The organism is Shimia isoporae, from assembly GCF_004346865.1.
Taxonomy (GTDB): domain Bacteria; phylum Pseudomonadota; class Alphaproteobacteria; order Rhodobacterales; family Rhodobacteraceae; genus Shimia; species Shimia isoporae.
On the sequence record NZ_SMGR01000001.1, the window covers coordinates 2,155,246 to 2,170,794 of the forward strand.

The following is a 15,549-nucleotide window of genomic DNA, read 5'->3' on the forward strand; positions in this document are numbered from 1 at the left end:
GATGCCTCCCCTTGCGGGTATCCTCCTATAGGATACATCTTGCCCAAACCCATTTGCACGGAGCGAGTAATGAAAGACGCAGCCCCACAGACGATCTATCTCAAAGACTATAAACCCTTTGGCTGGATCATCGACGACGTGCACCTGACATTCAGGTTGCACCCGACTGCCACTCGCGTCATCTCCCGCATCCGTTTCCGCCCTGACTATGACGTGCACGATCGCCCGTTCATGCTTCATGGAGAAGGCCTGAAGCACATTTCCGCAAAGGTCGATGGGCACGAAGTTGAACTCCACCATGTGAACGGCGGGATCGAGGTTGATGTGCCGCACGCGCCGTTCAACTGGGAAGCCGAAGTCGAGATCAACCCAGAAGCAAATACTGCTCTGGAAGGTCTCTACATGTCTAATGGGATGTATTGCACACAATGCGAAGCAGAAGGGTTCCGAAAGATCACATGGTATCCTGACCGACCGGACGTGATGGCACAATTCACGGTTAGGATCGAAAGCGACGCGGAACACACACCCGTGATGTTGTCAAACGGCAATGGCCTATACTATGCACAAGACAACACGCAATCGCCCGCGCCCAACATTTCTATTTATCAGGACCCGTGGCCCAAACCCGCCTATCTTTTTGCCCTCGTCGCAGGCGACCTCGTCGCCCATGAAGACAAGTTCACCACGATGTTCGGACGCGAAGTTGACCTCTCCATCTGGGTCCGCCCTGGTGACGAGCACAAATGCGCATTCGGCATGGAAGCTCTCAAAAAATCGATGAAATGGGACGAGGATGTCTATGGTCGCGAATACGATCTGGACGAATTCAATATTGTCGCGGTTGATGACTTCAACATGGGAGCAATGGAGAACAAAGGGCTTAATATCTTCAACAGTTCATGTGTACTGGCCAGCCCCGAGACTTCAACAGATGGCAATTTTGAGCGCATAGAAGCGATCATTGCACACGAGTATTTCCACAACTGGACCGGCAATCGCATCACGTGCCGAGATTGGTTCCAATTGTGTCTCAAAGAGGGTCTGACTGTTTTCCGCGATGCCCAGTTCACAGCTGACATGCGGTCAGAACCTGTGAAACGTATCGATGACGTTCTAGCTCTGCGGGCCCGTCAATTCCCTGAGGACCAAGGCCCTCTTAGTCACCCTGTCCGCCCGGAGAGTTTCCAGGAGATCAATAACTTCTACACGGCAACGGTCTACGAAAAAGGCGCGGAAGTGATTGGCATGCTGAAAACACTGGTCGGAGATGACGCTTACAAAAAAGCGCTCGACCTCTATTTTGAACGCCATGACGGTCAGGCCTGTACGATTGAAGACTGGATTCAAGTATTTGAGGACAGCACTGACCGCGACTTGGGCCAGTTCAAACTGTGGTACACACAATCCGGCACGCCCAACGTGACAGTGCGCGAAGAGTACACCGATGACACATTTTCCTTGCACTTCAAGCAATCCAGCGAACCAACGCCTGGCCAAAACAAGAAGCTGCCTCAGGTGATACCCGTTGCCGTTGGGCTGCTGAACGACAACGGCGAAGAAGTGGTTCCCACAAAAATTCTCGAATTAACTGAGCCGGAGCAAAGCTTCTCATTTGAGGGACACGCGACACGCCCGGTGCCGTCGATATTGCGGGGTTTCTCGGCTCCCGTGGTACTGCATCAAGACATCGACAATTCCCGTCGCGCGTTTTTGCTTGCAAACGACACAGATCCTTTCAACCGCTGGGAAGCCGGACGGATGCTTGCGCGGGACAGCCTCCTGTCCTCAATACGCGAAGGCAACGCGCCGAACTCGGACTACTTAGTCGGCCTAAGAACACTGCTCGGCGACACCAGCCTTGATCCCGCTTACCGAGCTTTGATGATGGGGCAACCGTCACAATCCGAGCTGGCCGGAGTCCTCCATCAGGCTGGTGTCACTCCGGACCCCGCCGCGATTCATGCCGCCAGTGAAGCCTTACGCTCAGCCAAGGCAGAGGCATTTGCCGACATTCTACCGGAAATCTATGCCGCCAATCAGGTCAGCGGCGCCTATTCACCGGACGCAGAGCCCGCTGGCAAACGGGCGTTGGCCAACGCGGCTTTGGGGCTCATTACTAAACTGGACGGCGGTGCAACTGCGGCAACACAATATGCCAAAGCGAACAACATGACGCTTCAACTGTCAGCCCTAAGCGCGCTTCTAGACGCCGAGGCCGGCGATGAAGCTCTGCAGGCTTTTTATGATCAGTGGCGTGACGACCGGTTGGTCATCGACAAGTGGTTCTCACTTCAAGTGATGCATGCCAAGCCCGAGGCCCTTGCCAAGACGACCTCACGACTGACCAACCATCTGGACTTCGACTGGAAAAACCCGAACAGGTTCCGATCTGTGATGGGTATGCTTGCGGCGCATCATGCGGGGTTCCATCATGAAAGCGGCGCATCATACGCACTTCTTGCGGACTGGCTAATCAAACTGGACCCAGTAAATCCGCAAACGACGGCCCGTATGTGCAGTGCCTTCCAGACATGGAAACGCTACGATGAAGATCGCCAAAAACTGGCAGGCGCACAGCTGAAGCGCATTGCCGAACAGCCCAATCTGAGCCGCGATACAAGCGAAATGATTTCAAGGATCAGAGGCGTCTGATGCCCGATCCGCTTACGTTTACTCACTATGGCCGAAACGGGCGTACGATTGTCTCGCTCGCCATTGCTGTTGCAGTTCTGACCGGACTCAAAGCGATAGGGACCATGACGTGGATACTTGCGGTGCTGGGAATTTTCGCCGTTCCAGCACTCATCGACGTGATGTTCAATCCAGTGTCCACCTTTTCGCTGGCCGATGGCGTGTTGCGGTGGAAAAGTGCAACGCAAGAGGCGGAAATGCGCACCGATCAAATTCGATCTGCCAGATTTGATACGCGTCTCGATATTTCCGTCCGGGCGACGCTCAATATGGTTGATGGATCCAAAGTGCGGATTCCAAACGATGTTTTGCCCTCACCCGACCGCCTGCAGGCTACACTGGAAGCGTATGACATTCCTGTCGAGCGACATCATTTCCGCGTTCTTTAACCTAAGGTAAATCAGGCGCTCTGATGGCGCCCGCGACCGCATGATTTCAACTTGGTGCCCAACTTTGGCCCAAGTGGGACTGCATCTTGTGATCAATAACAGGAGCAGACCTCGATGAAATTCTTTTCGTTGGACAGGACGAATACGTCTTCAGCGGCCGAGCCGACTTTGAAGAAATTGTCGCAGACTTTCTATGGTGGCGACGCAGAAGCCGAGTCCGACGGGTCGCAGGACGGCAACAACACCGTTAAGGATCTGTTGCACCGGCTACAAATTCCGGTGAATTCCGACACTCCCGACCAAAAAGAAAGTGATGAGACGCGCGACCGCGGGCTGTTTCTAGCGCGCCAAGAACGTTGGGAAGACCTCGAAGATCAGATCCGCACCTACGATCAGAACCGCACAACGACATCCGCAGGCACGCCGTTAGCCGAATTGATGTTGTTTGGAGCGCGCTCTGATGTGGTTCGTGCTGCCGAACATGCACTGCTGCACGGCCATCCAGCCAAAGGTGCGGACTTCTTTGCAGGTATCGAGGCGCTCGAGTACATGCTTGAGGACTACCCGGACAGCTATCCTCTGGCGCTGATCGTTGCTCATATGCATATCGACATCGGGTGGGCTTGGCGCGGCGCCGCTGCGAAAGAAGACGTACGCGAACTCAATCGGGAAGCCTTCCATGCTCATTTTGAGCGTGCGGAAGCCATCCTAAACCGGTTTTGTCCAACGACACATCATTCCCCGGCGCTATCGGCCGCACGCTGTGCGCTTTTACCGGGTCAAGCCGACCCGGCAGAAAAGCTTTGCAAAGAATTCGAGGCTCTGATCGCTCTGGATCCAACCAACCCGCGCCATATGCGTGCCTTGGGCAACTATCTTCTGCCGCGTTGGTATGGCGACTTTGACCAGCTTGATCTGCAGGCGCGCCGGATCGCGGCCCGCACTTATGATCTTTGGGGCGCAGGCGCTTATGCTTGGGTTTGGTTTGACGCTTTGCTGGTTGATCCTCGCGGATTGGAAATGGTCGAGGTCGAGTATTTCCTTGATGGCGTTGATGACGCTTTGACGCGCTGTGGCGACCAACACTCTGCAAACTTGATGGCCGCCCATCTTTTCCGCAGCTGGCAATGCGCCCGAGAGCAGTACAACGAAAATGGATTCCGACAGGACTTGCCGCCGGCGCTGCGCGAGGGGTTCGATATGGTTGTTCACGAGCACTTGCGCGAAATCCACCCTTTGATTTGGGGACACGCCGAAATCGGGTTTGAGAACACATCGCGTATTATTTCGCGTGAACGGTTGGCCGCGAAAGGCAAGGAAATCGCGCTTCAGGCTGTTGCAATGCCATTCCTGACCGGCCTGCAGAACGGGCAGACGGTCTATTTCACCCCCGAAGGCATCACTCAAATCAATCCATGAAGGGCGGGAAACCACCTGCCCTCTTGCTCCTGAACCTTGGCTGGCCTAGAACGCAGTCCAGCCATAGATTCAAGGAGCCTGAGCAATGCTCGACCTGACATATGAGACCCCAAAGCCCAAAGTGATTGCGGGCGCCAAACATGACTGGGAACTGGTCATTGGTATGGAGGTTCACGCACAGGTTTCTTCTAATGCGAAACTGTTTTCCGGGGCATCGACGAAATTCGGCAACGAACCTAATTCCAACGTGGCCTTTGTTGACTCCGCAATGCCGGGAATGCTGCCTGTAATCAATGAGTTCTGCGTTGAGCAGGCGGTACGGACAGGCCTCGGTCTGAATGCTGAAATTCACCTGAAGTCGGCGTTTGACCGGAAAAACTATTTTTATCCGGATCTGCCTCAAGGCTATCAGATCAGCCAACTTTACGAGCCGATCGTTGGCGAGGGCGAAATCCTCGTGGACATGGAACCCGGTGTCGCGCGTTTGGTTCGCGTTGAGCGGATCCACCTGGAACAGGACGCGGGGAAGTCGGTGCACGACATGGACCCGAACCTGTCGTTTGTCGATCTCAACCGGACCGGTGTGGCGCTGATGGAAATCGTATCCCGCCCTGACATTCGTGGCCCGGAAGAAGCAGCGGCTTATGTAAACAAGCTGCGCCAGATCCTTCGCTATCTAGGCACATGTGACGGCAACATGCAGAACGGCAACCTGCGCGCGGACGTGAACGTATCTATCTGTCGCCCGGGCGCGTACGAAAAATACATGGAAACGCAAGATTTCTCGCATCTTGGTACGCGCTGCGAAATCAAGAACATGAACTCCATGCGATTTATCCAAATGGCGATCATGGTCGAGGCGGAGCGCCAGATCAAAATCGTCGAGGCAGGCGGAGAAGTGGACCAGGAAACCCGTCTCTATGATCCGGATCGCAACGAAACCCGCTCGATGCGTTCCAAAGAAGAGGCGCACGACTACCGCTATTTCCCGGATCCCGACCTTCTTCCTCTGGAGATCGAACAGGGTTGGGTTGACGATATTGCCGCTAACCTGCCGGAGCTTCCGGACCAGAAAAAGAATCGTTTTATCAGCGACTTCGGCCTGTCTGAATATGACGCGTCGGTACTAACCGCCGAAAAAGAGAATGCTGACTTTTTCGAGGCTGTCGCAGACGGCCGAAATGGCAAACTGGCGGCAAACTGGGTGATCAACGAACTGTTTGGTCGTCTGAAAAAGGATGAGCACGCCATAACCGCAAGCCCGATCTCGCCCGCACAGTTGGGCGGCATTCTTGACCTGATTGCGAGCGATGCCATCTCTGGCAAAATCGCCAAAGACCTGTTCGAGATCGTCTACACCGAAGGTGGTGATCCCGCCAAGATCGTTGAAGAGCGCGGCATGAAACAGGTTACCGACACCGGTGCCATCGAAGCGGCTCTGGACGAAATCATCGCTGCAAACCCCGCGCAGGTTGAAAAGGCTCAGGTGAACCCGAAGCTGGCAGGCTGGTTTGTCGGACAGGTGATGAAGGCGACGGGTGGGAAGGCCAACCCGAAGGCAGTAAACGAGCTGGTTGCAAAGAAGCTGAACGGCTAGTTTTTCAGGTCTGCAAAACGTCGGTAAAACGTCTGCAAAGCGTCGGTGTCGGAAACAGCACCGGCGCTTTGTTAATTGCGAGGAAGGCGTCGTCGCGTCGCATCCTTAAATGCCGGTTGCTCCGTTCCCGCACACGCAGGCATAACCCTTTCAACTAGGAGGAGACCGACATGACATTTGACGCGCCGTTCACATCCAGCTGGATGGAAGTCGAGGAGCAATGGCTTGATTTCAACGGCCACTTGAACATGGCGTTCTACAACGTGCTCTTTGACCGCGGGGTTGATCAAATCTGGACCGAACTCGGGTTTGGCCCTGAATACAGAGAACGCACGGGCAACACGACTTTCTCGGCAGAATTCCATCTTTGTTACCTGAGAGAACTGCATTTGGGAGACAAGGTGCGCGCGACTTTCCACCTTTTGGACTACGACGAGAAGCGACTGCATTTTTATCAGGAGCTTTGGCACGAAGACGGATGGCTTTCTGCCACCGGAGAAGGGATCGGGTTGCACATTGACCAAAGCGGTCCTCGCGTTGCCCCGATGCCTGACGAAATCTTTGCCAACGTGGCGGCCTTGCACCAAGCACATTCAATTCTGCCGACACCTGAGCGGGTCGGACGTGTCATGGGTGTACCGAAAAAGGCTTGAGGCGCAGCCGAGCGAAAGGGTAAACACGACGGGTGCGCATATTCTGCCGCGTCGGTGAAAGCGATTGATACAATGATCTACGAATACAAAGTGGTCCCTGCCCCCACAAAAGGCCAGAAAGCACGCGGCGTGAAGGGCGCGGAAGGCAAGTTTGCCAACGCGTTGGAAGCCAAAATGAACGAACTCGCTGCGGATGGCTGGGAGTTCATTCGGACAGAAACACTGCCGAGCGAAGAGCGCAGCGGTCTGACCTCCACAGCCACTAAATACCGGAGCGTTATGGTGTTCCGTCGTCCTCGCGCTGACGATCCGAGCGCCTTCCAACCCAAGGAACTGGAACATCCGAAGGCAGCGGAACTTCCGGCACCCTCGGCTGCGACGTCGACTTCGGCAAAGCAGGACGAACCGCCGCTGAAGTCCGACGAAGAGGTGACGCCGGATCGCGCCGTCGACTCCCTGACCCAAGAAACCGCAAACGAAGACGGTGCGGATGTCACCGACATTTCCGAAGCGCTCAAGAAGCGCGCGGAAACGACGGACCAAAGCTGATTTTCTAGCCCCGCAGCCACTTCGGCGAGGCTCCGCTTATCAACTATGGCAAGCTGTAAAGGACCCAAGATGAATTTCTTGTGTCATACAAAATTTATTGCGTTCTGCCCCTTCAATCTTCCGCCGGTTACGCTAAAATCTCTGCTCCGAGTCGAGAAGGTGTTTAAATGACCAAGCCAGATCCCTTTGGTTTCGATATGTCGGTGAAATCGGCAAAGAAGAAAAATCCGCGCGGTCGCCGTGGCATGTCCGGTGCGTCCGAGACATCAACACGCGTTTGCGAACACGAGGGATGTGATGAACCCGGGAAATACCGAGCGCCACGCGCGCCGGATGTACTCGACGAATTCAAATGGTTCTGCAAGGAACACGTGCGTGAATACAACCTCAAATGGAGCTTCTTCGACGGCAAGACCGAAGCCGAGTTGAACGCGCAAAACTCTGCAGACAAGGTTTGGGAACGCGAAACCAAAAAGTTCACCGATCCCGAAGCTCGCGCCTGGGCGCGTCTCGGCATCGAAGACCCGCATCAGGTATTGGGTGGAAACGCAACGCAGAACCCTGGCAAAAACGGCGGTGCTGCCAAGCGCCTGCCGCCCACCGAGCGCCGCGCGATAGAAATTCTCGAGGCCAAGGACAGCTGGACCAAAGCCGAAGTCCGCAAGGCTTACAAAAAGCTCATCAAGGTTCTGCACCCTGATATGAACGGCGGTGACCGCAGTCAGGAAGAACAGTTGCAGGAAGTTGTTTGGGCTTGGGATCAGATCAAGGACAGCCGCAACTTTAAGTAAGGCTGACTTTGTGCCAGCGCTTGCCATGCCTCGCTGAGTGTGCCTTTTCTCTAGCAGACAATCGGCGGGACCAGCGGGATGGAACGCATTACAAAATTCTTCATGAAACACCCTTCTTGGGTGCTTGCTTTGGTGTGTCTCGCGCTCTTGGGACTTCCACTCGCGCTTTGGCAGGACATGGACGAATTGAGCCATCGCGCCATGGAACGACAAAGCCGCAGCATGAACGCGGTTCTGTCGGCCGTGCGTGGGTATTATTCAGAGAATGTGGTCGATCGTATCCTGCACCATGACGGCGAAACGCAGGTTGTCCACAACTATAGAAACGAGCCGGGCGCCGTTCCGATCCCGGCGACCCTGTCACTTGAACTCGGTGCGGAGCTTGCCGCCGCCAACGCCGCTGTCACCTATCGGTTTGTGTCGGACTACCCGTTCAAAAACCGAGAACAGCATGAGCTGACGTCCTTTGAAGCAAATGCGCTGGAGAGGTTCCGCGCCAATCCCGGCATGGGCGAGATTATGCATGAGGAAGGCGGGACATTTCTGGATCACTCGGTCACAATGGCCACCCCCATCCGCATGACCGAAGCCTGCGTCGAATGTCACAACACGCACCCCGAAAGCACCAAGATAGACTGGGACGAAGGTGACGTACGCGGCGTGCAGATCGTAACTGTCCATCAGCCCATTGCCCAAAACCTCTGGGCGTTCCGCTGGATGCTGACGTATCTGGTCGTTGCCGGTGGTGGCGGGTTGCTGTTCGCCCTGTTGCAGTTCCGGACCGCCCGAAGGTTTGCCACGATTAACGACGAGCTGGCCGCCAACAATACCTTTTTGGCGGATGTTTCCGCGAAGCTTTCCAAGTATCTGGAGCCTCAGGTTTACAAATCGATCTTCGCAGGCGAGCGCGATGTGGCGATCTCTACAGAGCGCAAGAAACTCACGGTGTTCTTTTCGGACATCAAGGATTTCACTGCCACGACAGAGCGTATGCAGCCTGAAGAACTGACGAAGTTGTTGAACGAGTACTTCACCGAAATGAGCCGGATCGCCGAGGAGCACGGCGCAACGATCGACAAGTTCATCGGAGACGCGATCGTGGCCTTTTTCGGTGATCCAAGCACCAAGGGGCCAGCCGAAGATGCGCGGGCCTGTGTGCGCATGGCGCTGGCGATGCAGGACCGGCTGGAAGAACTGGAAGCGGTCTGGCGCAACAACGGGCTGGAGCACCCGTTCCGCGCCCGTATGGGGTTGAACACTGGTTACTGTAACGTCGGTAACTTCGGATCCGACATGCGGATGGACTACACGATCATCGGCGCCGAAGCCAATCTGGCAGCGCGCCTTGAGAGCATCGCGGAACCGGGCGGCATCGTGATGAGCTATGAAACCTACGCACATGCCCGCGACCTGATTCAAGCGGAGCCGCTGGAGCCACAGCGCTTCAAGGGAATTTCCAGAGAAATCACCCCCTACAGGGTCATCCGAAAACCCAGGAACAAGCAATCGATCCAGTCTCACAAAGGCGGAGACATGCTTGTTGTCGACCTACAAGGCATCGATGATGGGACAAGAGACGCCGTTACACGGGCCGTTGAGCAGGCCCTTGGTCAGAAAAAGCAAAAATAGGAAGTGTTTTTGGGCGTGTCCTGCCCCGAGCGGGCAATCCATTGCTCACTCCTGGTGGCACAACTGCGTACATGCGAAAACCTCTATCGAACATCTTGAAAAGCGCACAATTTTACGGTGAAGTACCTGCATGAAAGAGCAGAAGTATCTTCACCTCGCCGCAATAACCCGTGACTTCGTCGAGTATATGATTTCGGTCGGATACACCGAAAAACAGCTCATGGGCGGAACGGGTATCACGCTTGAGGAAGTTTCCGTACCGGAAGCGATGGCTCCGATGGGTGCGAGCGCTGAAATCTTCAACCGCGCCGCCGCGTTGAGTGGCGACGATCTTGTTCACTTCAAATGGGCACAGGAACGTCGACTGAAACGACTCGGCGTGATCGGATACCTTGGCCGCAGTTCTCCGACCGTCCGGGACATGTTGGATAACCTCAACCGATACCAGCGCACGATAACCGAAGCGGTGATCGTCGATATGAGCCAGCTGGAAAGCGACGGCATTTATCGTTGGAACATGAACCTGCCAAGGTCGGTGGATGCAGGCTTTATTGTCGAGGCGCAATTGGTGCAACTGGTGGCCGGTCTTCGGCACCTTCTGCCCCGCGAACTGACACCGTCACGCATCTCGTTTGCCCACCACCGCGCCAAGAACAAAGAAGCCTTCACCCAGTACTTTCAGTGTCCCGTCGCTTTCGATCAACCGTCTAACGAATTGGTGTTCTCAAAACCGGACCTTGATCTCCCGCTGTCAACCGCCGACAGCGCGCTCTATCAGATTTTACGCCAGCACTGCGACATGGTGCTTGAACGCACACCAACGTCTCGCTCCGATATTCGAGTGCAGGTCGAAGGCAAGATCGTCGATCTTCTGTCTACGGGTCAGGCCAACATCGAAGTCGTATCGCGCGACCTGGGCATGAGCAGCCGCACCCTCGCCCGCCGCCTTGGCGAAGCCGGCACGACCTATCAAAAAGTTCTGTCCAACCTGCGCCGCGCGCTTGCTGAGCGCTACCTGAAGGACGGAGCCATGAGTCAGACGGAAATCGCCTTTCTGCTTGGCTATTCCGACGTGAGCAGTTTTGCGTCTGCTTTCAAACGCTGGACAGGTCACTCGCCAGGAGACGAGCGGCGTATGATCTGACACCTGGGGCGCTTCGGCGCCCTTTTTTGTCATGTTCTCCAAAAAAGCTGTCCGATCCAAAAAAGGACAAAATCGTTAACGCGATTACATGCGGAATGTCGGAGGGCATTCTGAACAGAGGTTCATCCGACCATGAGGAACGGCGCGGTTTTTGCGCCACTTGTTCGGAGGAAACGCCATGAAATTTAAGGCTTTGCTGTCCACACTGGGGTCCGCATTTGGTGGACTTTTCCAACGAAATTCAGCCTCGCTGGATCCGTCTCACCGTGACGTTGTGTTCACGCGTGCACACCAGGATGTTTACCTTGCTGCCACAACCGGCCACGTCGCCCACCTCGGACACGGAGGTTACTAATGGGCCAAATCATACTGATTGACGGAGACCGGCCCAGCCTGAACGCCCTTGTCCGGTTGCTGGAAAGTGACGGGCATCGCGTACGCGGGTTTCTGGATGCAGAAACCGCAATGCGTGACTTGTCTGATCCGTTGAACACGCTGCTTATTACCAACACCCGCCTACCCGGGCTTGACGGCATGGATTTGCTGCGCCGCCTGCGCTCCAACAGCGACCTACCTGTCATGTTGTTGAGCGATGCCCGTTCGGACACGGAAGAAGCGGTTGGCTTGCACATGGGCGCTGATGATTATGTCCGCAAACCCTATGCCACCCGGGTGATGCTTGAACGTGTTCGGGCTCTGCTGCGTCGTGGACGTACAACAGCGCAAGGACCAAATGCTGCTGCCCGCCTGCTCCGGGGGCCACTTATGATGGACCGCGAGAGTTACGAAACACGCTGGAACGGCCAGACTCTTAGCCTGACCGCCACCGAGTTCAACGTGCTCTGGACCCTGGCCGATCGCCCAGGAGCGGTTCTTGACCGCGCACAAATTCTGGAAGCGGCCTACGGTACAGATCTCGGGGTGACCGACCGAAGCATCGACAGCCAGATCAAACGACTGCGGATGAAACTGCGCAAACTCGACCCCGAGTTCGAGAGTATCGAAACGCTATATGGTTTGGGGTATCGCTACTCCCTGCCGGGTAGTAACCGCGTCGCGGCTTAAGCTTCCTTGAAAACAAGCGACACGCCATTCAGGCAGTGTCGCTTGCCTGTTGGCTTTGGACCATCATTGAAAATGTGCCCCAAATGGCTGCCACAGCGCCGGCAGTGACATTCCGTGCGCACTCTGAGCAACTTCCGGTCGTCCTTGGTGCCAATCGCATTTGGCAGCGATTTATAAAAACTCGGCCAACCGGTGCCGCTGTCATATTTGTGTTTGGAACTATAGAGTTTCAGGTCACACCCGCGACAATGGTAGATGCCCTTTTCGTAGTTCTTGTCCAACGGCGAGGACCCTGCCCGCTCTGTGCCTTCCTTGCGCATTACCTTGAATTGCAACGGCGTCAGCATGGCTTTCCACTCTGCGTCGGTACGCGTGACTTCAAAGGTCGCCGCCAGAACGGATTTTGGGAGAGTTGCAAGCGCGGTTAGTCCAAGCAGGAAATGTCTACGGTTCATTACAGGCTCCTTTTGGGAAACCATGGCGCGACATTTATGCAATCTCAAATCAAAGAGCCGCACGCCCGCGTGAGAATTACTGCAGTTCTCTTGCGGACGTGCGGCCCGAATATGTAGCTGATTACTGAGCCACGAGCCGGAGCTTGGTCAGGTCAGGTCCAATGATGACATCGCCGTCGTAACCGCTGGCGCGCACCGCTTCGATGTAATCTTCAGCCGTCAGGCCACCCTTTTTGACAGGATAGGGCCCTTGCTTTGGTGCACCGAGCGGCGGGATGTGATGGGTGAGCATCAAGTGCTTGACCCCTGCCCGCTTGGACAACCCGCCCAGATCGGTTGCCGTTGACTGCCGGTAATAGATCGGCGGCGGAAAGCCTGACTCGCCATCCGGCCCCATGATTGGGTGGATGACCGAATGGACAACCACGTCTGCTCCGTTTGACAACGCTTCGACCTGTGCTGACGTCGAAGTTTCGCGCGGTGGCGCTGGCGTGTCATTGCCGGCATCTCCGCCTATTACGACGCTACCGGCAGGTGTATCGACCCGGTACGAGGCGTGACCTGCCACGTGGCGGGACTTGATCGCGGACACCTGAACGTCTCCGGACTCCCAAACGATCTGAGCATCGTCTTTTCCTGCAAAGGTCATCGTGTTGATCAAATCAGAAGGCCCGCCGGCCAGACGCTTGGGATTTTCCGACAGGCGCTGAGCCATTTCGCCTGATGCGATCAATGCCGCTCCGAGGTTTTGCCCGTACTCACGACAACTCATCGTATGGCCCTGGGGTGCAGTGATGTCTTCGGAACAAACCATATCAATCTTTGGTCCTGCCGAATTGAAGTGCCAACGAAGCTGCATCATATCCATGAGGCCTTCGCTGTGATCTGAGTGAATGTGCGTGAAAAACACAGCGTTCAATTTGCCGACTGGCACACCGATCTTGGACAACTGCTGAGTTGTGCCTCGCCCTGCATCAAATTGAAGCAAGACGTCTGAACAGCCGTTCTCCTCGCTGCCGTATTTCACCAAAGTGCCTGCGCCAGCCTGTCCCTGAAAGACCGGCGGTCCTCCCTGGACACCTGTCAGCACGATCTCAAGGCATGAAGCTGCAGACCCCATGCTTGCGACCCCTGAAAACCCAAGTCCACAGAGCATTCCGATAGCAATTTTCTTGAATTGTTTCATCTTGTCCTCCCATACAGTTATTTTTATCGATTTTTTCTCAAATATCAATTTTTATCGACTGAATGTTAACTTACGGCGATATACCCACTTTGCGTCACACCCAGACACAGGGGCTTTCACGGAATTTCTGCGACCAAAAAACCCCGCGTTCCTTTGCGCGGTTTCCCTTGCGGTCATCCCGCGTTTGTTGCACCAATGCCCAGTGGATTTCGGCCCGCCATTTCGCGGGCCTGTAGAAGGACGACGCAAATGGCCGACGGTATGCTTGAAGCAAACGCAAAACCCACCGAAGACATCGACGTACGCGAGGTCTTTGGCATCGACAGCAATATGAAGATCAAGGGCTTTGCAGAGCGCAGCGAGCGCGTGCCGGAAATTGATCCGACATATAAGTTCGATCCTGAGACCACGATGGCGATTCTGGCCGGCTTTGGCTACAACCGCCGTGTGATGATCCAGGGCTACCACGGCACCGGTAAATCCACCCACATCGAGCAGGTTGCCGCGCGGTTGAACTGGCCAACGGTGCGCGTAAACCTCGACAGCCACATCAGCCGGATCGACCTGATTGGTAAAGACGCCATCAAACTGCGCGACGGCAAACAAGTCACCGAATTCCACGAAGGCATATTGCCATGGGCGCTGCGCAACCCGACCGCGATCGTCTTTGATGAATACGATGCTGGCCGTGCAGATGTAATGTTCGTTATCCAGCGGGTTCTGGAACATGACGGCAAGCTGACGCTTCTGGACCAGAACGAAGTGATCACACCCAACCCTTACTTCCGCCTCTTCGCGACAGCCAACACCGTTGGTCTGGGGGACACGACCGGTCTGTATCACGGAACCCAGCAGATCAACCAAGCGCAAATGGACCGCTGGTCGCTGGTGTCTACGCTGAACTACCTCAGCCACGACGCGGAAAGCGCCATCGTCCTGTCCAAGGCGCCGCATTACAACACAGCCGAAGGTCGCAAGACCGTCGCCCAGATGGTGACAGTTGCGGACCTGACCCGCACCGCGTTTATGAACGGCGACCTATCGACCGTGATGAGCCCGCGGACCGTGATCAACTGGGCCGCCAACGCAGAGATTTTCCGCGATGTTGGCTACGCCTTCCGCCTCAGCTTCCTCAACAAATGTGACGAACTGGAGCGCCAGACAGTGGCCGAGTTCTACCAACGTTGTTTTGACGAAGAACTGCCTGAGAGCGCTGCAAACGCTGCGCTAGGCTAATCACAGGTCTCCTGAAAGATTTGAGCCGCTCCGGTTTCGGAGCGGCTTTTTTTGTTGCGCAATCGTATGTTCAGCTCCCGACCCCAACTGCGCGCTTGATGGTGCGGCCATGGTTTGTCCTGTGATCGATGCGCGGCATGTGCACGTGGACTTTCTTGCGAAACTGGCCCTCAGGCCAGGCCCGCTGGGTTCTCGAGGCTGGCGATCTCTTGAACAATTTGCCCCACCACCTGCGCCAGAGCACGCAATGGCGATATATTTTAGATATGTTTTTGCTATCTTTTGTATATACAGTATTGACCAGCGCAAAAAGCGTCATAAAGTTGTTACATGACAAGAGCAGCCCTCCCGAATATCTGCGGCGCGGCCCTGCTTTGTGCAACTGGCGCCGCAGTCGCCCTTCCCGTTTGGCCACATGAACAGGCCGAGGTCTTCGCAACCTGCTCGGGACGCATGTCCGCACTGACCACCCATCAGCGCGCGACCCGCAGCCCAGAGGCCGAAACCAACGCCGAACTGGTGGACACGTTTGATTTGATGCTGGAAGCGATCTTGCCCGACGCTGTCCCTGACGATGGACCAAAGCTGTCTACACAGTGGCGCGCCCGCGGGTGGTCCCAGATTGCAAGCCTGCTGGCTGATGCCGCCTACAGCTTTGATGACCGACGCGCAGAACGGGCGACGCAAATGATCGAAACACACATCAAGAGCTGCCGGGACTTGGTCCTGTAGGGCTTCACCT

At 55.6% G+C, this 15,549-nt stretch carries 15 protein-coding genes; 13 read left to right on the forward strand and 2 right to left on the reverse strand.

The genetic code is table 11. From position 1 onward, the window contains the following. Window positions 1-69: 69 nt before the first annotated feature. From pepN to BXY66_RS10610, 11 genes are all read left to right on the forward strand, one after another. Window positions 70-2,655, forward strand: a complete 2,586-nt coding sequence (gene pepN / locus BXY66_RS10565; RefSeq protein ID WP_132860069.1) for an aminopeptidase N — start codon at window positions 70-72, stop codon at window positions 2,653-2,655. After that, window positions 2,655-3,083: a hypothetical protein gene (locus BXY66_RS10570; RefSeq protein ID WP_132860070.1), complete on the forward strand. Its 429-nt coding sequence runs from the start codon at window positions 2,655-2,657 to the stop codon at window positions 3,081-3,083. Before pepN ends, BXY66_RS10570 begins: the two co-directional genes overlap by 1 nt. Before the next feature lie 114 nt (window positions 3,084-3,197). Then, window positions 3,198-4,502 (forward strand): hypothetical protein, encoded by a 1,305-nt coding sequence (locus BXY66_RS10575; protein ID WP_132860071.1) that lies wholly within the window; start codon window positions 3,198-3,200, stop codon window positions 4,500-4,502. A gap of 85 nt (window positions 4,503-4,587) precedes the next feature. Continuing rightward, a complete protein-coding gene (gene gatB / locus BXY66_RS10580) occupies window positions 4,588-6,099 on the forward strand; it encodes an Asp-tRNA(Asn)/Glu-tRNA(Gln) amidotransferase subunit GatB (protein ID WP_132860072.1) in 1,512 nt (503 codons plus the stop codon). 170 nt (window positions 6,100-6,269) lie between these two features. Beyond that, window positions 6,270-6,752, forward strand: a complete 483-nt coding sequence (locus BXY66_RS10585; RefSeq protein WP_132860073.1) for a thioesterase family protein — start codon at window positions 6,270-6,272, stop codon at window positions 6,750-6,752. Window positions 6,753-6,806: 54 nt separating this feature from the next. After that, the gene (locus BXY66_RS10590) at window positions 6,807-7,301 is read left to right on the forward strand and encodes a DUF4177 domain-containing protein (RefSeq protein ID WP_243694344.1); all 495 of its coding nucleotides are present in this window, start codon (window positions 6,807-6,809) and stop codon (window positions 7,299-7,301) included. Between the two features lie 167 nt (window positions 7,302-7,468). Next, a complete protein-coding gene (locus tag BXY66_RS10595) occupies window positions 7,469-8,092 on the forward strand; it encodes a J domain-containing protein (protein WP_132860075.1) in 624 nt (207 codons plus the stop codon). Between the two features lie 78 nt (window positions 8,093-8,170). Further along, a complete protein-coding gene (locus BXY66_RS10600) occupies window positions 8,171-9,721 on the forward strand; it encodes an adenylate/guanylate cyclase domain-containing protein (protein ID WP_207911303.1) in 1,551 nt (516 codons plus the stop codon). A 130-nt stretch (window positions 9,722-9,851) separates the two neighbouring features. Continuing rightward, window positions 9,852-10,865 (forward strand): AraC family transcriptional regulator, encoded by a 1,014-nt coding sequence (locus BXY66_RS10605; protein WP_132860076.1) that lies wholly within the window; start codon window positions 9,852-9,854, stop codon window positions 10,863-10,865. Between the two features lie 178 nt (window positions 10,866-11,043). Beyond that, window positions 11,044-11,220, forward strand: coding sequence for a hypothetical protein (locus tag BXY66_RS20470; RefSeq protein WP_165929148.1), 177 nt, complete (start codon window positions 11,044-11,046; stop codon window positions 11,218-11,220). Continuing rightward, on the forward strand, window positions 11,220-11,930 hold the full coding sequence (locus BXY66_RS10610) for a response regulator transcription factor (protein WP_132860077.1): 711 nt from the start codon (window positions 11,220-11,222) through the stop codon (window positions 11,928-11,930). The genes BXY66_RS20470 and BXY66_RS10610 overlap by 1 nt, the downstream gene beginning before the upstream one ends. Here BXY66_RS10610 and msrB read toward each other — a convergent pair. Further along, a complete protein-coding gene (gene msrB, locus BXY66_RS10615; RefSeq protein ID WP_132860078.1) occupies window positions 11,927-12,385 on the reverse strand; it encodes a peptide-methionine (R)-S-oxide reductase MsrB in 459 nt (152 codons plus the stop codon). The genes BXY66_RS10610 and msrB overlap by 4 nt on opposite strands. 121 nt (window positions 12,386-12,506) lie before the next feature. After that, complete coding sequence (locus BXY66_RS10620; RefSeq protein ID WP_132860079.1) at window positions 12,507-13,571, reverse strand: MBL fold metallo-hydrolase; 1,065 nt, start codon at window positions 13,569-13,571, stop codon at window positions 12,507-12,509. A 249-nt stretch (window positions 13,572-13,820) separates the two neighbouring features. Here BXY66_RS10620 and cobS point away from each other — a divergent pair, with 249 nt between their 5' ends. Both cobS and BXY66_RS10630 read left to right on the forward strand, forming a co-directional pair. Next, window positions 13,821-14,807: a cobaltochelatase subunit CobS gene (gene cobS / locus BXY66_RS10625; RefSeq protein WP_132860080.1), complete on the forward strand. Its 987-nt coding sequence runs from the start codon at window positions 13,821-13,823 to the stop codon at window positions 14,805-14,807. Window positions 14,808-15,137: 330 nt separating this feature from the next. Next, entirely contained in the window at window positions 15,138-15,539 is a 402-nt protein-coding gene (locus tag BXY66_RS10630) for a hypothetical protein (protein WP_132860081.1), read from the forward strand. Window positions 15,540-15,549: the final 10 nt, after the last annotated feature.